This window comes from Loktanella sp. DJP18 (assembly GCF_049310965.1).
Taxonomy (GTDB): domain Bacteria; phylum Pseudomonadota; class Alphaproteobacteria; order Rhodobacterales; family Rhodobacteraceae; genus Loktanella.
This window is the reverse complement of sequence record NZ_JBMERN010000036.1, coordinates 18,553-35,968: the sequence shown is the minus strand read 5'-3', so window position 1 is coordinate 35,968 and position 17,416 is coordinate 18,553. Positions and strand designations below refer to the sequence as shown.

The following is a 17,416-nucleotide window of genomic DNA, read 5'->3' as shown; positions in this document are numbered from 1 at the left end:
AAAGCCGCAGTTGACCGCGAAAAGGTGGCCGCGCTGCCACCATTGCCGACCGCCTGCGCTTGACGCCCACCGCACAGCCGGTGTGAATGAAGGCGAGGCCCGCGTCAGGCCGCCCTTGCAGTCTGGACAGAATCGCATGCCGATCACGCCCGTTTCCCAGATGGTCGCCGCCGCCCGCGCCCGGATCACAGAGCTTGATACCGCGGAGGTCATGACAATGGCGGACGATCCCGATGTCGTCATCGTCGATCTGCGCGATGTTCGCGAACGCCGGAACGGGTTCATTCCCGGCAGCTTTCATGCGCCGCGCGGGATGATCGAGTTCTGGGTCGATCCCGCCAGCCCCTACCACAAGCCGATTTTTGCAGAGGACAAGCGGTTCGTGTTCCACTGCGCGTCGGGGTGGCGGTCGGCGCTGACCGTTGCAGCCTTGCAGGACATGGGGTTCGACGCGGCACACCTGCGCGACGGGTTCGGTGACTGGGTGGCACAGGGCGGCCCGGTCGAGATGCCTGCACCACGCGATTGATCCCGAACGCAGCCTCGCCTAGGAACGGCACCAGAAGCTGCGGGAGAGACTCATGCGCGTTCTGGTGACTGGCGGGGCAGGCTATATCGGCAGCCACACCCTTGTCGAACTGCTGGGGCAGGCACATGCGGTCTGCGTGATGGACAGCTACGCCAATTCCAGCCCCGTCGTGCTGGACCGCGTGCGCATGCTGACCAACGGGACGGTGACGGCCGTGGAAGGCGATGTGCGCCACGACGACACGCTGCGAAGGGTCATGGCGGATTTCCGGCCAGAGGTCGTGATTCATTTCGCCGGCCTCAAGGCCGTCGGTGACAGCATGTCCGATCCTCTGGGTTATTACGACGTCAACGTGAACGGGACGCTGGCCCTGTTGCGGGCGATGGATGTCGCAGGGTGTCGGCGGATCATCTTTTCGTCGTCGGCCACGGTTTACGGAGAGCCGGTGTATCTGCCCTATGACGAGGCGCATCCCCTGAACCCCACGTCCGTCTATGGCCGCACCAAGATGATCGCGGAACACATCCTGACCGACTGGGCTGCGGCCAACGGCGGGTCGGCGGTCCTTTTGCGGTATTTCAATCCGGTCGGTGCGCATGCCTCTGCCACGCTGGGCGAGGACCCGGCGGACGTGCCGAACAACCTGATGCCCTACATCGCGCAGGTCGCTGTCGGGCAACGGTCACATGTCAACGTGTTCGGCGATGACTACGATACACCGGATGGCACCGGGCTGCGCGATTACATTCATGTCGTCGATCTCGCGCGCGCCCATGTTGCGGCCGTCGACTATGCGACGCAGCGCAAGGGCGCGCGGCCGTTCAACATCGGGACCGGCCAGCCCTACAGCGTGCAGCAGATGGTCGAGGCGTTTCGCAAGGCGTCCGGCCATCCGATCCCGACAGTCATTGCCCCGCGCCGCGCAGGCGACATTGCCGCGATGCAGGCCGATTCCACGCGTGCCCATGCGGAACTTGGCTGGCGTGCGACGCATACGCTGGACGACATGGCGGCCAGCACATGGGCGTGGCAGTCGGGCAATCCCGCGGGCTTTCGCACGCCCGGACGATGACCGCCACCTAAAAACCCAGCAACTCCGGAACCAAAAGGATGCCTGTGCGGTTTTGTCACCAATGACACAACCGCCGCAGATCGGTTCGATACGAACCGCCTCGGCCTAGCCGGAGTATGCGCAATGACCGATACCAACCCATCCATCGACGACGCCAAGCGTCAGGCCGAAGCTGCCGCCCATGATGCGTCGGGCCGCGCGAAAACCGTCGTGGACGACGTGACCGCGCAGGCGAAATCCGTGGCCCATGACGCCAAGGAGACGATCAGGTCCGAAGTGACCTCCCGCGCGGATGCCGCCAAGGGTGCCGCCGCGGAAGAGGTGGGCAATGTCGCCACAGCCCTGCGCAAGGCCGCACAGGAAAGCCGCACGGGCAGCCCGCAGGAACGCACCTTTGGGCAGATCGCGGAATCGCTGGCGGATGCGTCTGACGCCATTCGCAACAAGGATCTCGGGACAGCCTTGCATGATGTCGGCGATTTTGCACGCCGCCATCCGCTGACCTTCCTTGCAGGCGCGGCTCTTGCCGGTTTTGCTGCCAGCCGTTTCGCCAAGGCGTCAGAACACAACAGCTATGCCGACAATGACGAGTTCATGCCGCCGCGTCATGGCAACGCAGACTTTGACGGGCGGGGGTGAACATGGAACGTCAAGACCCGCGCAGCACCGGTTCGCTGTTGACGGACGTGTTGGGCAGCATCGGCAACCTGCTGCGGCAGGAGGTCGATCTGGCCCGCGCAGAAGTGGACCAGAACCTCAAACGCGCCGGCGGTGCATTGGGGCTTCTGGTCGGTGCCGTCATCCTAGCCTTCATCGGACTTTCCGTCCTTTCGACTGCAGTGATCTCTGCACTGGTTCTGGCCGGGATCGGGCAGCTTTGGGCCACGGTTCTTGTCGGCGTCGTCGTTCTGATCATTGCCGCCATCCTCGTGATGGTCGGGATCAAGCGGCTGAAGCTGTCGAGCATCGCGCCGACACGCACAGCCCACAACCTCAAGGCCGACGCACACATGCTGAAGGAGGCCTACAATGACCGGTGACTACCGCAAGCCGTCAGAAATCGAGGCGGACATCGCTGCAGAACGTGCCCGCCTGAGCCGTGATCTTGAAACGCTTCAGGACCGGTTGACGGTCGATGGGCTGATGGACGAGGTCCGGTTGCAAGTCCGTGCCCAGATCAACGACGTGACGGCGCAGGTGCGCGGTCAGGTCGGGTCCGTCACGAGCGACGTGGCCACTGTCCTGCGCGATCAGATCTCCACGGCCAGCGACATGGTCAGCCGCAGCGCCCGCAAGAACCCTTGGCCGTTTGCGGTCATCGGCTTGGGCGTGGCCTGGCTTGCGATCAGTGCCGTGACCCCTGACCGCAGCAACGGCACGCGCAAGCCGCGGATCGGCATGGCTCCCGTCAAGCCGGCGACGATTCCCGAACGACATCGCTACGACACCAGCCCTGCCGATGCGGCCGCCGCACGACTGGAACGGGACGCAGATGTCTGGGCCGGCACAGTGGTGCCCGAATCCCAGCCGATCCCGCCCTATGATCCCGAACCCACTTGGGCGCGCGACGACGACAAACTGACCCTGTCGCGCCCCTGAACTTCACACGGGGACAAGTGACCCACATTTCATAAAGGACCATGCCATGAGCAATGCCGCAAACGATATTCCGAGCTCCGCAAGTGACGCGGCCCACAGTTCGGCACACGACACGAATGAAACCATGCATAAGGGCAGCCACAACTCCGGCACCGAAACGCGTGGCTGGCGCGAACGGCTGGCCGAAGGCACGGAAGGTCTGTCGGAAGCGGCCCGCGAGCGTGTGATCGCAGCCCGCCACCGGGCCGTTGAAGCGCGCCGTCAGGCCGGCCGTGCCATGTCGTCGGGTCGCGATTCCGCGAACGACCTGTTTGAACGTCAGCCTCTCGTGATCGGTGCGCTCGCCTTTTCGATCGGGGCTGCGATCGCCGCCCTGCTGCCCAAGACGCGGACCGAAGACAGCTATCTTGGTGCGCGCCGGGATGCGTTGATGGATGAGGCCGAGCGCATCTATCACGAGGAACGCTCGCGTGCGGAACGGGCCCTGAGCGCTGCACGCTCCGAACTCGATACCGCCGCCCATGACGCCGCGTCTTCTGCCAAATCCGCCCTCAAGGATGCGGCGTCGCAGGCCGAGGACAAGGCGCGCAAGACGGCTGACCGGGTCGCCGACAAGGCGGCGAAAGCAGCCGACAAGTAACGCGTATCGTCAGCCTAGCGAAAGGCGAGGGGCTCCGGATCACCGGAGCCCCTTGTCGTTCAGCTGGCCCAGCTCAGATCGACATGCGCGTAGCGGTCGCGAAAATTCAGCCGCTCTTCCCAGCCTGCCCGATCCGTGATGCGGACATTCGGGCGGCTGAGGGAAAGTTGCCCCGACTTCTGAAGACCGCGCAACAAGCGGTTGACGTAGATATCGGTCAACCCCAGGGCATCGCCGATCTCTTTCTGCGACAACGGCAGGGGAAACCGGTCCGAGACATGGTCGCTGATCTGTTCCGACTTGCCCTTGATGGTCAAGAGAAAATGCATCAGCCGGTCTTCGGCAGGGTAACGCGTAATGGCATGAATGCGATCATTCAGCGCCGTCGCGTCAAGGCTGGCCAGCGAAAGCAGCAATGCGAAAAGCCGCGGGTGTTCCGTCGCGAGATCACACAGGGCGCGACGGCTGACCAGATTGATCGTCCCGTCGGTCTGCATCGTCGTGTCGTGCGGTGGCTCGCCAAAGCCGATGTCGGACAAGCCGATCAGGTCGCCCGCCATGTAGATCTGCGTGATCGTGGTCTGGTTGTTCTTGCTGTGGACGCGGGACACGACCCAGCCGGACCGAACGATAGCGATTCTGTCCTCTGGCCGATCGGTCGGAAACACGTCATCCCGCTTGCCACGCTGAAGGGACGGGCCTTCCAAACGCAATAGCGTACTGCGTTCCGCTTCCGTCAGGACGACGTGACGACATATTCGATTAAGAAAAGCACTCTGGGTCGACTTCAACATTGAATCTCTCGTTTGCAGGGTGACCGTTCGCGGACCCGCTTGCACGCGGCGACGACGGATCATTAAGAGTTTTGATACGCGACGGCCGGTCTTCACGATATAAACTGGTTTAATTGCGATAAAGTTTTCGAAAAAAATCTTGCAAGCTGTCTTGAACCGCCAAACCGGACTTTTCATTCGGGGACCCGGGCGCGATAGTGCCACGATATTCACCGGAGTTTGCCATGTCTGACCCCTGCATCATCTGTGTCGCCATCACCGGATCGGTGCCAAGGAAGGCGGACAATCCCGCTGTTCCGATCTCGATTTCCGAGCAGATCGAAAGCACACAGGCCGCGTTCGAGGCGGGTGCCACGATCTGCCACGCGCATGTTCGCAATCCGGACGAATCGACGACCAGCGACCCCGAAAAATTCGCGCTGCTGAAGGAAGGGCTGGAACAGCACTGTCCCGGCATGATCATCCAGTTCTCGACCGGCGGCCGGTCCGGCGCGGGGCAGGCGCGGGGCGGAATGCTCTCGCTGCGGCCCGACATGGCGTCGCTGTCTGTGGGGTCGAACAACTTCCCCAGCCGCGTCTATGAAAATCCGCCGGATCTGGTCGATTGGCTGGCGGCCGAGATGATGAAGTATGACGTGAAACCAGAGGTCGAGGCCTTTGATCTGAGCCATATCCTGGGCGCTGCCCGGCTGTTCAAGGAAGGCAAGATCAAGGACATGCCCTATGTGCAGTTCGTCATGGGGGTCAAGAACGCCATGCCTGCGGACCGAGAGGTCTTTGACTTCTATATCAAGACCGTGAACCGGCTGTTCCCCGGTGCGCCGTGGTGTGCCGCTGGGATCGGTCCCAATCAGGCGGTGCTGAACGACTGGGCCATCTCCTCTGGCGGGCACGCGCGGACCGGGCTCGAGGACAACATCCGGCTGGATCGCGACCGGCTTGCGCCATCGAACGCGGCATTGGTCCAGCGCACCGTCGCCGTCTGCGAAAAGTATGAACGCCCGGTCGCGACATGGCAGCAGGCGCGGGCCATGCTGGGGCTGCGCGCGGCCTGATCGCCTACAGCGGCGCGCCGCCAAGGGTCGTCGCGATACAGTCGGTGAACCGGTCCAGCGCGGCGGGCAGGCGACGGTATGGCGGGAAAAATGCTGTCAGCCAGATTTCGGGCAGGTGCCAGCCGGGCAATAACCTCTCGAGCCGACCGTCGGTGATGGCGGCGCGCAAAAGGAAATCGGGCAGAAGGGCGATGCCCTGACCTGCAACGGCCATCTGGGCCAGCAGGTCGCCGTTGTCGCAACTGAACCCTGTCGGGACACGCACAGGTTCTGTCAGTCCCGTCTGCGCATCGGTCAGTTGCCAGACCGGACCTTCGACAAGGTGCGCATAGGCAAGTGCGGTATGATCCGTCAGATCAGCGGGCGTCTGAGGCCGGCCACGCGCGTTCAGATATTCCGGCGACGCTACAAGAGAGCGTGGCACCGGTGCGATCTTGCGCCAGATCGTCGACAGGTCCGTCGGCACGCCGGAAATGCGTAGCGCCATGTCCAGATCGTCGGCCAGGATGTCCACGAAGCGATCGGTCAGGCTGATCTGAAGATCGATTTCAGGCACGTCGGAGCGAAACGCGATCAGCGGTTCGGCAAGGCGATGAAGGCCGAACGACAGGGGGGCAGAGACCCGCAGCGTGCCTTTCAACGTCGTCTGAAAGGCGCGGACATCGTCCTGCGCACGGCTCAGCCCGCCCACAAGCGGTGCAACCTGCGATCTGAATGCGGTGCCGGCCTGCGTCAGCGACACCCGGCGCGTCGTGCGCACCAGAAGCTGCACGCCCAGCCGCGTCTCCAACTCTGACACCGTGCGCGTGACGGAAGACGGAGCCACGCCAAGGGTCTTGGCGGCGCGGGCAAAGCCCTGCGCCTCGGCTACAGCCAGAAACGTCGCGATCTGTTCCAGCTGACCCGACATTATTGCGCATCCTGCAATGAATTCGCGCAAAGCGTTGCGGTTATCGCAACTACTGTCCAGTGCTATCTGTCAGTCATCAGGAATGAGGAGCATATCATGCTGCACCAGATCAAAGGCCTTCATCACGTCACCTCCATCGCGTCCGACGCGGCCGAAACCAATGCCTTCTTCACGCAGACGCTGGGTCTGCGGCGGGTCAAGAAGACCGTCAATTTCGACGCGCCCGACGTGTATCACCTGTATTATGGCGACGAGGTCGGCACCCCCGGCAGCGTCATGACCTATTTCCCGTTTCACGATGCGGCCCGTGGCCAGCATGGCACGGGCGAGGTCGGAGAGACCGTCTTTTCCGTCCCCATGGGCAGTCTGTCGTTCTGGGCCGATCGTCTGGGTGCCGGTGCTGCCGATGTGCAACGCATCGACCGGTTCGGCGAACAGCGCGTGGCGTTCCGCACCTTCGACGGCGAATCCTTTGCCGTGACAGAGGTGGCCGACGACAGCCGCGACGGCTGGACCGGCAACGGTATCGATCCCGACCACGCGATCCGGGGTTTTCACGGTGCCACGCTGCGTGTGCAGGACACCGGTGCCACAGCCGAGCTTCTGCAATTCATGGGCTATCAGAAGGCCGAGACGCGGGACAACGTGACCCGCTTCATCGTCGCGGGCGGTACCGGTGCGGACACCATTGACCTTGAGGCGTCGGCAACCGCACCCCATGCCACGCAGGGGGCCGGATCGGTGCATCACATCGCATTCGCCGTCGAAAACCGCGCCGCGCAGCTCGAGGTCCGCAAGGCCCTGCTGGACACAGGTTATCAAGTGACGCCGGTCATCGACCGCGACTATTTCTGGGCGATCTACTTTCGTACGCCCGGCGGCGTCCTGTTCGAAGTCGCGACCAACGAGCCCGGCTTTGATCGCGACGAAGACCGCGCGCATCTGGGCGAGGGCCTGAAACTGCCGACGCGGCACGAGAGCCTGCGGCCCTATCTGGAACAGCACCTGCAACCCTTGGGGGATTGATCCATGTATCGGTTTTCGGAAACGACTGGTCAGACGGGCGGACCGCTGGTGCTGACCTTTCACGGCACAGGGGGCAGCGCGGACCAGTTTCACGCGCTGGCCAGCGATCTGGTGCCGGGGGCGCATGTGATCTCGCCGCAAGGCGATGTCAGCGAAAACGGGGCGGCACGATTCTTTCGCCGCACGGGCGAGGGGGTCTATGACATGGATGATCTGGCCCAGCGCCGGGCCGCGATGCGGTATTTCGTCAGTGCTGCCATCGCGCAGGTCCGGCCGTCGCGGGTCATCGGCCTGGGTTATTCGAACGGCGCGAACATTCTGGCGGCCATGATGCTGGACGGATCGCGCCTGTTCGATCAGGCGGTGCTGCTGCATCCGCTGATCCCCTGGACGCCGCCCGACAACCCGGCAATGGCTGGTGTGAGGGTTCTGATAACCGCCGGCCGCCACGACCCGATCTGCCCGGCACCCATGACGCAGGGGTTGGCGGACGCGTTGGCGGGCATGGGGGCTGACTTGGACCTGCACTGGCACCCCGGCGGCCACGAGATCGACCGAAGCGAAATCGCGGCGATCCGCAAGGCGCTTGATGCCTGACGCAGACCTGCGGGGCGGCACAGGCCGCCCCCGCAGGATGCCACGGGTCAGAAGTCGGCGTTGACACCCGGCAGGTTCAGCGCCTTGATCAAATCCCGCAGTTCCTGACGGGCCGCGAGGTTCGAGATGTTCAGGTTCTTGACCCCGATGTCACGCAGATCAAGCAGGGTCAGGCCGCGCGGGAACAGTTCCCGAAAGATCACCCGTTCGTTGAAGCCGGGCGCAATGCGAAAGCCGATCCGCTTGGCCAGCTTCTCGATCACCCGCTCCATCTTGTCCTTGTTGACCATCTGCTGGGCGCCGACACGGTTGCGCACGACGACCCAGTCTATCGGTGACAGTCCGGCCTGCGCGCGCAACTGGCGGGCATTCCAGACCATTTCGGAATAGACGGAGGGTCCAGTGATGATCTCGCCGGCCGTATCGACATGGGCCAGCAGGTCGAAATCGACGAAACTGTCGTTCAGCGGGGTGACGAGAGTATCCGCAAGGGAATGTGCGATCTGGCTGAGCCGCGTATGGCTGCCGGGGCAATCGATCAGGATGAAATCGCTATTGGGTTCCAGCCCGGCAACGGCCATCGACAGGCGGTGGTCGTAAATGTTCTCGTTCGGGCCAAGGGCGGATTGGTCGATCTCGGGCAGGTCGGCATAGGCGGGCGAGGGCAGGTCGATCCCCTCGCTCTTAAGGTATTGCTGGCGGTTGTTCATGTAGCGGCCAAGGCTTTTCTGCCGCAGGTCAAGGTCGAGCGTGCCCACCCTGTGGCCCATCCGTGCCAGCGCCGTGGCGACATGCATGGCGACGGTGGATTTGCCCGCGCCGCCCTTTTCGTTGCCCACCACGATGATATGCGCCACAGCCTGCCCCACGCCTTTTGTCGGTTGGGGACACTTTATCTTGTGTGTCGTGGCGATGAAAGCGCAAGCGCGCGATGGCCGGGCGTTTTTCAAGCCCCTTGACAGTTGCGCAACAAGGGTCCATTTGCGCCCCAGACGATTGATCCTGCCGCGTGAGCAGGGCCGGGCAATGATGCCCCGCAAATCACCGTCGCCAACTTCGGTTCCCATGATCACGCAGGGGGTCCAGCGCCAGATCGGCGTCAGGGCAATGCGGCTTTGACTGTCAGGATTTCGGCGCAACCTTTTGTTGCCGCGCACACCCCGTGCGCCCGAACCGCTTGGGTCGATGTGGCCCGGAAAGAATACCGATGGATTTTGACATGCTGGGCCTCGCGCCCCGCCTTGTGGCCAAACTGGCCGAGCAAGGCATCACCGACCCGACCCCGATCCAGACGCAGGCCATCCCGCACGCCATGAATGGCCGTGACGTGATGGGGCTGGCGCAGACCGGCACCGGCAAGACGGCGGCCTTCGGCCTGCCGATGATCGACGCGCTGATGAAAGCGGGCGTGAAGCCCAACGCCAAGACTGCCCGCGGTCTGGTGCTGGCGCCGACCCGTGAACTGGCGAAACAGATCGCCGACAACCTGACCGACTACACCAAGGGATCGCACCTGAAGGTGGCCCTTGTCGTCGGCGGTGCTGGTATCGTGGCGCAGACCAAGCGTCTGGCAGGCGGCGTCGACCTGCTGGTCGCAACGCCGGGTCGCCTGATCGACCTGCTGGACCGCCGCGCGATCCGTCTGGACGAGACCGTCTATCTGGTGCTGGACGAGGCCGACCAGATGCTCGACATGGGGTTCATCCACGCCCTGCGTCGCATCGCGCCGCTGCTTGCGACGCCGCGCCAGACGATGATGTTCTCGGCCACCATGCCGAAACTGATGGCGGAACTGGCTGACGCCTTTCTGCACGATCCGGTCCGCGTTCAGGTGAACCCGCCGGGGCAGGCTGTCGCCAAGATCGAACAGTCGGTGCATTTCGTGGCGCAGGCCGCCAAGACCGACCTGCTGGTCGATCTGCTGGACAAGCACCGCGACGAACTGGCGCTGGTCTTTGGCCGCACCAAGCATGGCTGCGAAAAGCTGTACAAGCAGCTTGAAGCCAAGGGTTTCGCCGCCGCGTCGATCCACGGCAACAAAAGCCAGGGTCAGCGCGAACGCGCGATCGAGGCGTTCAAGTCGGGCAAGATCCGCGTCCTGGTGGCCACCGATGTCGCCGCGCGCGGTATCGACATTCCGGGTGTGCGCCATGTCTACAACTACGATCTGCCGAACGTGGCGGAAAACTACGTTCACCGCATTGGCCGGACCGCCCGCGCCGGTGCCGACGGTGCCGCCATCGCACTGGTCGCCCCCGACGAGATGATTGAGCTGAAGGATATCGAAAAGGCGATGAAGGCAGAGATCCCGATTGCCTCCGGCCGTCCGTGGGAGATCATGCCGGGTCAGAAGAAGCGCCCGAACGGCGGTGGTGGCGGCGGTGGCCGTGGTCGCGGTGCGCCGGGTGGCGGTGCTGGTCGCGGCAAGCCGGCCCATGCGGCCGCCAAGCCCGCCGGAGGCAAGCCGCAGGGCCAGCGTCGCCGCGCCGGTGGCGGTGGCGGTGGCGGCGGTGGACGCGGTCGGTCCGCGGCCTGAGCCTGAAGGTATGTGATGCGATCGGGGCGCGCCGTCATGGCGCGCCCCTTTTGCATGCGACGGATCAGTGATTGCCGCCCAGCCCCAGCAACACCATACCGAGGATCAGGAACACCAGCCCCGCGACCGTGGTCAGGGAAATCGCCTCGCCATAGATCAGAACGCCGACCGCGACGGCACCGACCGATCCGATGCCTGTCCAGATGGGATAGGCCACGCCGACGGGCAGCGTGCGCATGGCCCACGCCAGTGCCACCATGCTCGCGACGATCAGCGCGCCGGTCAAGGCAACCAGTCCGGGGGCGGGCTTTGCCGCGACGGTCTTCAACAGACCGGCCCATGCAGTTTCCAGAAGTCCGGCGATGACGAGTATCAGCCAGGCCATGTCCTGCCCCTTTCGTTTCAGGTCGTCATCCGGGATGCGACAGGGCTTCGACCGTTGTCAGGACCCGCGCATAGCTCATGGCCAGCGGGGCCAGAAACGCCGTCTGCACAACATCAGCGGGAACGTCCGTGCCGCCATAGGTGATGGCCTTTGCCCCGCAGGCGTCCGAAATGACCGTCGTCTTGAAACCGTGGTCGACGGCGGCCCGTGTCGTGGCGTCGACACACATCTGGGTCATGGCACCGCAGATCGTCACGTTCACGACCGCCGCATCGCGTAACCGATCCAGCAAATCGGTTTCGTGAAAGCCGTTTGGCCGGTGCTTCAGCACGACCGCCTCGCCGTCCTGCGGTGCGACTGCGGCGTTGATCTGCGCGCCGGGTGTGCCGGGGCGAAAGAAGGGGGCGGTGTCCGATCCGGCCTCGTGCCGGACGTGGATGACCAGATCGCCGGCGCTGCGGGCCGCCGCCAGGAGGCGCGCGGCATTGGCGGCGACGGTCTCCATCCGGTCAACCTCCCACGCGCCACCGGGGAAATAGTCGTTCTGGATGTCGATCAGGATCAGGGCAGTGTCGGGCATCTTGTCCTCCGATGGGTCAGACTCGACAGCTAGCGCATCCATCGCCCTGCACAAACGCAAAACGCCGCCCACATGGGGCGGCGTTTCGATCCGTCGCGCTGGTCGGCTTAGAAGCCCAGACCGGCGTACTTGTTCTTGAACTTCGACACGCGGCCGCCGGAGTCCATCAGGCGGGACGAGCCGCCGGTCCAAGCCGGGTGCACGGAAGGGTCGATGTCCAGCGACATCTGGTCGCCTTCCTTGCCCCAGGTGGACCGCATCTTGACCACGGTGCCGTCGGTCATCTTGACGTCGATATCGTGGTAGTCGGGGTGAATGTCCTTTTTCATCGCGCTGATCCTTACTTGTCTGCCAGAGGCTTGTAATTGGTGGCTTCGACGATACGCGCCGACTTGCCGCGACGGGCGCGCAGGTAATACAGCTTCGCGCGACGGACCTTGCCGCGACGCACGACCTCGATGCTGTCGATATTGGTGGAGTGCAGCGGGAACACGCGTTCCACGCCCTCGCCGAAGGAGATCTTGCGCACCGTGAACGAACCGGCGATGCCGGACCCGTTCTTGCGGGCGATGCAGACGCCTTCGTAATTCTGAACCCGGGTGCGGGTGCCTTCGGTCACCTTGTAACCGACGCGGATGGTGTCACCCGCCTTGAAGTCGGGGATCACTTTCCCCAGCGCAGCAACCTGCTCCGCTTCGATCTGTGCGATGATATCCATATCATGCGCTCCTATGATAACACGGGTTTTCCCGCGACGTTGATGCGAACCTCAGAGCTCTCGGTCTTCATCCGGGTCCCTACCGTGTCTTGCACAGTAAGCCCGCCAGAGATCAGGTCGGCGTTCCTTTGTCAGCCTTTCGGCCTGCGCCCGTCGCCAGTCGGTGATCCGTCCATGATGTCCCGACAGAAGAACGTCGGGTATGGTGCGGCCGTGCCAGTCGGCGGGTTTCGTGTAGTGCGGGTGTTCCAGCAAACCATCGGAGAAGGACTCTTCGACCGTGGACTCCTGATTCCCAAGCACGCGGGGTATAAGACGGACCGTGGCATCAATCAAGGCCATTGCCGCGATCTCGCCGCCGGTCATCACGAAGTCGCCCAGCGACACCTCGATCATGTCAAAATGGTCTATCACGCGCTCGTCGATGCCTTCGAACCGGCCGCATAGCAGGGTCACGCCATCGGCCAGCGACAGGCTTTGCATCAGGGCCTGCGTCATGGGGCGACCGCGTGGCGACAGGTAAATCAGCGGCATGTTGCCCCGCACACCGCTGCGCACCTCGCGCAGGGCCTTTTCCAGCACATCCGCACGCAGGACCATGCCCGCACCCCCGCCGGCGGGGGTGTCGTCCACGTTGCGATGCTTTCCCTCGCCAAACCGTCGCAGATCGGTGACCTGCAACTGCCACAGGTCGTCCTTTAGCGCACGGCCCAGCAGGCTGTCACCCAGGATGCCGGGAAAGGCATCGGGCAGCAGCGTCAGGACCTGCGCCGTCCAGACACCGGCCAGATCGGGCGCGTCCGTCATCAGTTCCTGCGGCTGCAGGGTGGGGCGGATCGTCTTGCGGCCCAGGGCGCGCGGGGGTGGTGCGTCAGTCATCTGCATTGTCCTTGTCGGCCACGCGCGCGGCCTTGAGCAGTGCGTCTTTGGCCGCCTTCAATGCGGCCTTCTCGCGGCTGGCCCGGTTCATGGTCAGAAACCGGTCTTCCAGCGCGCGGGTCTGGCCGGCATTGGCGCGGGTGGCGGGCGGCAGGCCGTCGCGCACCGCTTGGGGCACACCCAACAAGTCAAGAACTGCGCTGGCCGGGCCTTCGCGACGCGGGCCTGTCTCCTCCAGCGTGACGAAATGCGCCGTCACGCCAAGCGTCTTCGCAATCGCCTCCGCCTCGGTCCGGGGGGCGATCAGGTCGGGAAAGCGGGCGCGAAACCGGTCGTAATCGTCGCGCAGGTGGATCGAGCGGAGCAGGTGACCGTAGATGCTGCGAATCCAGCTTTCGCGGTCCCGCAGGGTGTAAAGGAACGTGATCTGCACGTCTTCGCCGAACCGCGCACGCAGGGCGGCGATGATCTGCTGGCCCAGGGGCACGGCAGCGCGGCGGTAGTCGCGGATCAGCCGCGCGGGAAAGCGGCGGTGGCCCGGCATCGACCCGCTGAACGTCTCACGCGACAGCACGATCACCGGCGCATCAGGAATACTGGCAAGAAAGCGGTCAAACGTCCGGCGGAACGCTCGCAGCCGCCAGGGATAGGGCTTTTGTCCGTAAATCCGGGCCGCACTTCCGGCGGCCAGAAAATCAGCCTTGCCGTAGAACGTCAGGTAGGGTTTCAACGCGCGCCGGTTCTGACCCAGCAAGCTTTGCAGGGATGATGTGCCGGTCTTGTGAAAGCCGGGATGCACGACGACATGGACCATCAGGTTGTCCGCCACCCACCCAGATCGGCATTCTGTGCCAGCCGCGTCTTTTCGGCCTGCACCGCGCGGTCCGACAGGGTGCTGCGGTTCAGATCGAGGAACTGCCGCCACAACCCCTCGCTCGGGCCGGCATTGCCTGGACCGACGGGTTTCAGGGCAGCGACAGTTGTCGCCGGCAGGTCCATCAGGTCGCAGATCGCGCCGCCGGGGCCGCCGGGAAGGCCCTGCATGTCGGATAGGTCGACCGTTGACAGAGGCGTGTCGATCACAGCGGCCACGGCAACGGCCATGCCTTCAAGGTCGGCCGCGGCGGCATAGGTCGTCGCAAAGTCATCGGCCGTCATGGTCAGCCGCTGGCCCCGCAGATGGTGACGATAGGCGCTGAACAACCAGCCGGCGGCGTCTCGGGTCGTCAGAACGACACGCAGATCGGCACCGGGGTAGCGATCCTGAAAGTAGCCCGCGTAGCAGGCGATCAGCGTGGGCGCGGACCCGTAGGTCGCAACGCCGGGCCAGCCGGGCAAATGCCCCAGCAGCCCCTCGCAGGACACCACGATGTCCTGACCGGGGCGAAGGGCGGCCTCTTGCACGGCCTGATCCAGCGCCGGGACGATGTCGATCAGGTCGATGGGGTTCCGGAACCGTGAAAACCGGCAGGCCATGCGCACGACCGGTTTCAGGTGGCGCAGCATCACGGGTGCCACATAGGGGGCCAACGCATCCCGGTTCAACCACAGGAAATGCTGGATCGAACTGGTGCCGGTCTTGTGAAACCCCGGATGCAGCAGGATGCGGGTCATGGGGCGGGGAACAGCCCGTCAGGCGGATCGGCGATAATGCGCCCTGCGGTCAGGTCCACGGTCGGCACCAAGGCTTGCGTGAAAGGCAGCAGCACGGTTTCCGACTGTCCCGGCACCGCGATGTCAAGCAGATCGCCGGCCCCGTGATCCACCACGCGCACCACACGGCCCAGAGTGACACCGCCGGTGTCGAGGACCGTCAGCCCCTCGAGGTCGGCATAGTAGTATTCATCGTCGTCAGTCGCGGGCAGGGCCGTGCGCAGGGCGTAAAGGTCAACGTTGGTCAGCGCGTCGGCGTCTTCCTTTGTCACGACGCCGTCAAGGCGCGCCGTAAAGCCGCCCTTGATCTGCCCGGTCAACACGACCTGCGCAAAGGTCAGTCCGGCTTCGGTCGTCAGCGGGGTATAGTCGGCGATGGCCTCTGGTTCGGCGCAGAAGGATTTCAGCCGAACCTCGCCGCGCACGCCAAAGTACCCGGACAGGCGGCCGACGATGACGCGGAGATCGGATGCGGTGTCTGACATTGCAAAACCCTCTGATTGGCGGGGCGCTGCGGACCAGCACCCGGCAAAGCAGGGGGACCGGGCCGGATCGTCGCGATCCGGCCCGGCAGGCAGCGCGGATTACTCCTGCGCTGCGGTCTCTTCGGTCGCTGCTTCTTCAGCCGGAGCCTCTGCCGGTGCGTTGGCGGCGTCTTCGATCGCCTTTGCCTTGGCGGCCCTTTCGTCGGCGCGGGCCTTGGCGGCCTTGCCCGGCTCACCCTTTTTCAGGTTGGCACGGTCCTTCTTGGGCAGGGTGCCTGCGGCTTCCAGCATGCGGGCGACGCGGTCGGTCGGGGTGGCACCCTGGTCCAGCCAGTACTGGATGCGCTCCAGGTCCATCTTCACGCGGTTCTCGTCGTCCTTGGCCAGCATCGGCGCGTAGGTGCCCAGCTTTTCCTTGAAGCGGCCGTCGCGCGGCATCCGGCTGTCGGCGGCGACGATGGAGTAATACGGGCGCTTCTTGGAGCCGCCGCGGGCGAGACGAATTTTCATGGCCATGGGTGATAGTCCTTCTTTGGTTTTGGGAACGGCGGGTGCCGTCAGGATTGGTGTTGTTCGTGGTGGTGGATGACTTCCTGAATGATGAAGTTCAGGAATTTCTTGGCGAATTCAGGATCCAGATCGGCCTTGTTCGCAAGATCGGTGAGGCGGGCGATCTGTGTCGCCTCGCGTGTGGGGTCCGAAGGCGGCAAGGCGTGTTCCGCCTTCAGCCGGCCCACGGCCTGCGTATGCTTGAACCGCTCGCCCAGCGTGTAGACGAGGATCGCGTCGAGCCGGTCGATGCTGGCGCGGTGGTCCTTCAGGACTTCTGCGGCTCGGGTGGTGTCGTCGGTCACAGGTCATACTCCGGCCGGGCATAGCGCCAGACCTCGCAGCCGTCGTGGATGTCGCCAGCGACTTTTTCTGCGCCAAGGCGCTTGGCGAGTGCTATGGCACGGGCGTTGTCCGGGTCGATATAGCTGACCAGCGTGTCGAAGCTCAACGCGTTCCATGCGTTGTTGCGCGCCTTCTCGGACGCCTCGAACGCATAACCTTCGCCTTCGGCCTCTTCGGTGAAGAGAAACCCGAGTTCGGGTTCCGGATCGCCGGTTTCATGGCCCAGCAGCACGAAGCCCAGCACGCGCTTGTCGTCTTGGTGTTCGACCGTCCACAAGCCGCAGCCGCGCAGGATCCAGCTGGCGGTCAGCTGGATGAAGTCGTCCCAGGCCCCTTCGCGGGTCAGCGGGCCAGAGACATAGCGGCCCCGGTCAGAGGTCACGAGGTCCGCGAAGACGACGAAATCCTCCATGTAGGGGCCGCGCAGAAAGGTGCGGTCGGTCGCAATCCTCGGCAGGGCCTGCGCGATGCGGTCGACGGCGACGGCGGCCTGTCCGGCGGGGGGGTGTTCCCAAGGGTGGATCGTCATGATGCGTCTCCGGTTGAAGCGGGGGACCTGTGGCGCCAAACGGCGCTGTCGGGAGAGTTGGCGGGCCGCAGGGCGTCCGGGTCCCGGACAGCCCCCAGTCGTTCGGCCAAGGCGATGGACCGGGCATTGTCTGGTGCGATGTAGCTGACGGCGGTGGCCCAGCCCAACACGTCAAAGGCGTGGGTCAGGCTGGCCCGGGCCGCTTCTGACGCGATGCCGGTGCCCTCGGTGGCGGCGTCGAAGATCATCCAGCCAATTTCGGTTTCCGGCCAGTCGGGCGGCGTCCAGGGACCGATCAGGCCCAGGGCAGTGTCGTCACCGTTCCGGGTGACGGTCCACATGCCGTAGCCGAAAATCTCCCAATGCCCGAGTTCGGCGGCAAAGCCGCGCCAGATCGCGCCGAGATTGCCCTGCTGGTGGAAGTGCGCCGCCCGGTCGGACTGCATGAAGTCGCGGAACGCGGGCCAGTCCTTGGTTGCGGGGGGCCGCAGGGTCAGGCGGGCGGTTTGCAGGGTCGGGACGGTCGTCAGCATGC

The 17,416-nt window shown here is 64.4% G+C and carries 25 protein-coding genes; 10 read left to right on the top strand and 15 right to left on the bottom strand.

The annotated features are described in order from the left end of the window. Window positions 1-136 precede the first annotated feature (136 nt). From ACOI1H_RS12265 to ACOI1H_RS12240, 6 genes are all read left to right on the top strand, one after another. Complete coding sequence (locus ACOI1H_RS12265; protein WP_422437822.1) at window positions 137-529, top strand: rhodanese-like domain-containing protein; 393 nt, start codon at window positions 137-139, stop codon at window positions 527-529. Window positions 530-581: 52 nt separating this feature from the next. Next, window positions 582-1,601 carry a UDP-glucose 4-epimerase GalE gene (gene galE, locus ACOI1H_RS12260; RefSeq protein ID WP_422437820.1) on the top strand — a complete coding sequence of 340 codons (1,020 nt, stop codon included), beginning with the start codon at window positions 582-584 and terminating at the stop codon, window positions 1,599-1,601. Between the two features lie 123 nt (window positions 1,602-1,724). Continuing rightward, window positions 1,725-2,240 carry a hypothetical protein gene (locus ACOI1H_RS12255; RefSeq protein WP_422437819.1) on the top strand — a complete coding sequence of 172 codons (516 nt, stop codon included), beginning with the start codon at window positions 1,725-1,727 and terminating at the stop codon, window positions 2,238-2,240. A gap of 2 nt (window positions 2,241-2,242) precedes the next feature. Then, complete coding sequence (locus tag ACOI1H_RS12250; protein WP_422437817.1) at window positions 2,243-2,641, top strand: phage holin family protein; 399 nt, start codon at window positions 2,243-2,245, stop codon at window positions 2,639-2,641. Continuing rightward, window positions 2,631-3,200: a DUF3618 domain-containing protein gene (locus ACOI1H_RS12245; RefSeq protein WP_422437816.1), complete on the top strand. Its 570-nt coding sequence runs from the start codon at window positions 2,631-2,633 to the stop codon at window positions 3,198-3,200. Before ACOI1H_RS12250 ends, ACOI1H_RS12245 begins: the two co-directional genes overlap by 11 nt. Before the next feature lie 46 nt (window positions 3,201-3,246). Further along, window positions 3,247-3,840: a hypothetical protein gene (locus tag ACOI1H_RS12240; protein WP_422437814.1), complete on the top strand. Its 594-nt coding sequence runs from the start codon at window positions 3,247-3,249 to the stop codon at window positions 3,838-3,840. A 59-nt stretch (window positions 3,841-3,899) separates the two neighbouring features. Here the strand turns inward: ACOI1H_RS12240 and ACOI1H_RS12235 are convergent, their stop codons facing one another. Then, window positions 3,900-4,508 (bottom strand): Crp/Fnr family transcriptional regulator, encoded by a 609-nt coding sequence (locus ACOI1H_RS12235; protein WP_422437813.1) that lies wholly within the window; start codon window positions 4,506-4,508, stop codon window positions 3,900-3,902. A 350-nt stretch (window positions 4,509-4,858) separates the two neighbouring features. On the opposite strand from ACOI1H_RS12235, the gene ACOI1H_RS12230 reads away from it, so the two are divergent. Continuing rightward, complete coding sequence (locus tag ACOI1H_RS12230; RefSeq protein WP_422437812.1) at window positions 4,859-5,689, top strand: 3-keto-5-aminohexanoate cleavage protein; 831 nt, start codon at window positions 4,859-4,861, stop codon at window positions 5,687-5,689. Between the two features lie 4 nt (window positions 5,690-5,693). Here ACOI1H_RS12230 and ACOI1H_RS12225 read toward each other — a convergent pair whose 3' ends face one another. Then, window positions 5,694-6,599 (bottom strand): LysR family transcriptional regulator, encoded by a 906-nt coding sequence (locus tag ACOI1H_RS12225; RefSeq protein ID WP_422437810.1) that lies wholly within the window; start codon window positions 6,597-6,599, stop codon window positions 5,694-5,696. A 96-nt stretch (window positions 6,600-6,695) separates the two neighbouring features. On the opposite strand from ACOI1H_RS12225, the gene ACOI1H_RS12220 reads away from it, so the two are divergent. Both ACOI1H_RS12220 and ACOI1H_RS12215 read left to right on the top strand, forming a co-directional pair. After that, window positions 6,696-7,625, top strand: a complete 930-nt coding sequence (locus tag ACOI1H_RS12220) for a VOC family protein (protein ID WP_422437809.1) — start codon at window positions 6,696-6,698, stop codon at window positions 7,623-7,625. 3 nt (window positions 7,626-7,628) lie between these two features. Then, window positions 7,629-8,222, top strand: a complete 594-nt coding sequence (locus ACOI1H_RS12215) for an alpha/beta hydrolase (RefSeq protein WP_422437807.1) — start codon at window positions 7,629-7,631, stop codon at window positions 8,220-8,222. 47 nt (window positions 8,223-8,269) lie between these two features. Here ACOI1H_RS12215 and ACOI1H_RS12210 read toward each other — a convergent pair whose 3' ends face one another. Beyond that, window positions 8,270-9,079 carry a division plane positioning ATPase MipZ gene (locus ACOI1H_RS12210; RefSeq protein ID WP_422437806.1) on the bottom strand — a complete coding sequence of 270 codons (810 nt, stop codon included), beginning with the start codon at window positions 9,077-9,079 and terminating at the stop codon, window positions 8,270-8,272. A 350-nt stretch (window positions 9,080-9,429) separates the two neighbouring features. Between ACOI1H_RS12210 and ACOI1H_RS12205 the strand changes: the two genes are divergently transcribed. Next, window positions 9,430-10,758: a DEAD/DEAH box helicase gene (locus ACOI1H_RS12205; RefSeq protein WP_422437804.1), complete on the top strand. Its 1,329-nt coding sequence runs from the start codon at window positions 9,430-9,432 to the stop codon at window positions 10,756-10,758. A gap of 64 nt (window positions 10,759-10,822) precedes the next feature. On the opposite strand, the gene ACOI1H_RS12200 is transcribed toward ACOI1H_RS12205, so the two are convergent. The 12 genes from ACOI1H_RS12200 to ACOI1H_RS12145 form a co-directional block, all read right to left on the bottom strand. Then, on the bottom strand, window positions 10,823-11,143 hold the full coding sequence (locus ACOI1H_RS12200; protein ID WP_422437802.1) for a DMT family transporter: 321 nt from the start codon (window positions 11,141-11,143) through the stop codon (window positions 10,823-10,825). A 25-nt stretch (window positions 11,144-11,168) separates the two neighbouring features. Beyond that, window positions 11,169-11,723, bottom strand: a complete 555-nt coding sequence (locus ACOI1H_RS12195) for a cysteine hydrolase family protein (RefSeq protein ID WP_422437801.1) — start codon at window positions 11,721-11,723, stop codon at window positions 11,169-11,171. Between the two features lie 107 nt (window positions 11,724-11,830). Beyond that, window positions 11,831-12,052 carry a 50S ribosomal protein L31 gene (gene rpmE / locus ACOI1H_RS12190; protein ID WP_422437800.1) on the bottom strand — a complete coding sequence of 74 codons (222 nt, stop codon included), beginning with the start codon at window positions 12,050-12,052 and terminating at the stop codon, window positions 11,831-11,833. An 11-nt stretch (window positions 12,053-12,063) separates the two neighbouring features. Further along, window positions 12,064-12,441, bottom strand: coding sequence for a 50S ribosomal protein L19 (rplS, locus tag ACOI1H_RS12185; RefSeq protein WP_422437799.1), 378 nt, complete (start codon window positions 12,439-12,441; stop codon window positions 12,064-12,066). Window positions 12,442-12,492: 51 nt separating this feature from the next. Next, window positions 12,493-13,320 (bottom strand): tRNA (guanosine(37)-N1)-methyltransferase TrmD, encoded by an 828-nt coding sequence (gene trmD, locus ACOI1H_RS12180; protein ID WP_422437798.1) that lies wholly within the window; start codon window positions 13,318-13,320, stop codon window positions 12,493-12,495. Next, window positions 13,313-14,134 (bottom strand): hypothetical protein, encoded by an 822-nt coding sequence (locus tag ACOI1H_RS12175; protein ID WP_422437796.1) that lies wholly within the window; start codon window positions 14,132-14,134, stop codon window positions 13,313-13,315. The genes trmD and ACOI1H_RS12175 overlap by 8 nt, the downstream gene beginning before the upstream one ends. Then, window positions 14,134-14,934, bottom strand: a complete 801-nt coding sequence (locus ACOI1H_RS12170) for a hypothetical protein (protein WP_422437795.1) — start codon at window positions 14,932-14,934, stop codon at window positions 14,134-14,136. Before ACOI1H_RS12170 ends, ACOI1H_RS12175 begins: the two co-directional genes overlap by 1 nt. Next, window positions 14,931-15,458 (bottom strand): ribosome maturation factor RimM, encoded by a 528-nt coding sequence (gene rimM / locus ACOI1H_RS12165; protein WP_422437794.1) that lies wholly within the window; start codon window positions 15,456-15,458, stop codon window positions 14,931-14,933. The genes ACOI1H_RS12170 and rimM overlap by 4 nt, the downstream gene beginning before the upstream one ends. Window positions 15,459-15,557: 99 nt before the next feature. Next, on the bottom strand, window positions 15,558-15,974 hold the full coding sequence (gene rpsP, locus ACOI1H_RS12160) for a 30S ribosomal protein S16 (RefSeq protein ID WP_422437792.1): 417 nt from the start codon (window positions 15,972-15,974) through the stop codon (window positions 15,558-15,560). A 41-nt stretch (window positions 15,975-16,015) separates the two neighbouring features. Next, complete coding sequence (locus ACOI1H_RS12155) at window positions 16,016-16,312, bottom strand: chorismate mutase (protein WP_422437791.1); 297 nt, start codon at window positions 16,310-16,312, stop codon at window positions 16,016-16,018. Further along, on the bottom strand, window positions 16,309-16,881 hold the full coding sequence (locus tag ACOI1H_RS12150) for a GNAT family N-acetyltransferase (protein ID WP_422437790.1): 573 nt from the start codon (window positions 16,879-16,881) through the stop codon (window positions 16,309-16,311). The genes ACOI1H_RS12155 and ACOI1H_RS12150 overlap by 4 nt, the downstream gene beginning before the upstream one ends. Beyond that, complete coding sequence (locus tag ACOI1H_RS12145; RefSeq protein ID WP_422437788.1) at window positions 16,878-17,414, bottom strand: GNAT family N-acetyltransferase; 537 nt, start codon at window positions 17,412-17,414, stop codon at window positions 16,878-16,880. The genes ACOI1H_RS12150 and ACOI1H_RS12145 overlap by 4 nt, the downstream gene beginning before the upstream one ends. Between the last annotated feature and the right edge of the window lie 2 nt (window positions 17,415-17,416).

What these genes read in the sequence shown, in the direction of transcription:
- ACOI1H_RS12250 (WP_422437817.1), top strand. Translation starts at nt 2,243, where the DNA reads ATGGAACGTCAAGACCCGCGCAGCACCGGTTCGCTGTTGACGGACGTG.
- ACOI1H_RS12195 (WP_422437801.1), bottom strand. Translation starts at nt 11,723, where the DNA reads ATGCCCGACACTGCCCTGATCCTGATCGACATCCAGAACGACTATTTC.
- ACOI1H_RS12220 (WP_422437809.1), top strand. Translation starts at nt 6,696, where the DNA reads ATGCTGCACCAGATCAAAGGCCTTCATCACGTCACCTCCATCGCGTCC.
- galE (WP_422437820.1), top strand. Translation starts at nt 582, where the DNA reads ATGCGCGTTCTGGTGACTGGCGGGGCAGGCTATATCGGCAGCCACACC.
- ACOI1H_RS12205 (WP_422437804.1), top strand. Translation starts at nt 9,430, where the DNA reads ATGGATTTTGACATGCTGGGCCTCGCGCCCCGCCTTGTGGCCAAACTG.
- rimM (WP_422437794.1), bottom strand. Translation starts at nt 15,458, where the DNA reads ATGTCAGACACCGCATCCGATCTCCGCGTCATCGTCGGCCGCCTGTCC.
- ACOI1H_RS12225 (WP_422437810.1), bottom strand. Translation starts at nt 6,599, where the DNA reads ATGTCGGGTCAGCTGGAACAGATCGCGACGTTTCTGGCTGTAGCCGAG.
- ACOI1H_RS12245 (WP_422437816.1), top strand. Translation starts at nt 2,631, where the DNA reads ATGACCGGTGACTACCGCAAGCCGTCAGAAATCGAGGCGGACATCGCT.
- rpmE (WP_422437800.1), bottom strand. Translation starts at nt 12,052, where the DNA reads ATGAAAAAGGACATTCACCCCGACTACCACGATATCGACGTCAAGATG.
- ACOI1H_RS12230 (WP_422437812.1), top strand. Translation starts at nt 4,859, where the DNA reads ATGTCTGACCCCTGCATCATCTGTGTCGCCATCACCGGATCGGTGCCA.
- rpsP (WP_422437792.1), bottom strand. Translation starts at nt 15,974, where the DNA reads ATGGCCATGAAAATTCGTCTCGCCCGCGGCGGCTCCAAGAAGCGCCCG.
- trmD (WP_422437798.1), bottom strand. Translation starts at nt 13,320, where the DNA reads ATGACTGACGCACCACCCCCGCGCGCCCTGGGCCGCAAGACGATCCGC.
- ACOI1H_RS12255 (WP_422437819.1), top strand. Translation starts at nt 1,725, where the DNA reads ATGACCGATACCAACCCATCCATCGACGACGCCAAGCGTCAGGCCGAA.
- ACOI1H_RS12150 (WP_422437790.1), bottom strand. Translation starts at nt 16,881, where the DNA reads ATGACGATCCACCCTTGGGAACACCCCCCCGCCGGACAGGCCGCCGTC.
- rplS (WP_422437799.1), bottom strand. Translation starts at nt 12,441, where the DNA reads ATGGATATCATCGCACAGATCGAAGCGGAGCAGGTTGCTGCGCTGGGG.
- ACOI1H_RS12170 (WP_422437795.1), bottom strand. Translation starts at nt 14,934, where the DNA reads ATGACCCGCATCCTGCTGCATCCGGGGTTTCACAAGACCGGCACCAGT.
- ACOI1H_RS12200 (WP_422437802.1), bottom strand. Translation starts at nt 11,143, where the DNA reads ATGGCCTGGCTGATACTCGTCATCGCCGGACTTCTGGAAACTGCATGG.
- ACOI1H_RS12265 (WP_422437822.1), top strand. Translation starts at nt 137, where the DNA reads ATGCCGATCACGCCCGTTTCCCAGATGGTCGCCGCCGCCCGCGCCCGG.
- ACOI1H_RS12175 (WP_422437796.1), bottom strand. Translation starts at nt 14,134, where the DNA reads ATGGTCCATGTCGTCGTGCATCCCGGCTTTCACAAGACCGGCACATCA.
- ACOI1H_RS12240 (WP_422437814.1), top strand. Translation starts at nt 3,247, where the DNA reads ATGAGCAATGCCGCAAACGATATTCCGAGCTCCGCAAGTGACGCGGCC.
- ACOI1H_RS12215 (WP_422437807.1), top strand. Translation starts at nt 7,629, where the DNA reads ATGTATCGGTTTTCGGAAACGACTGGTCAGACGGGCGGACCGCTGGTG.
- ACOI1H_RS12145 (WP_422437788.1), bottom strand. Translation starts at nt 17,414, where the DNA reads ATGCTGACGACCGTCCCGACCCTGCAAACCGCCCGCCTGACCCTGCGG.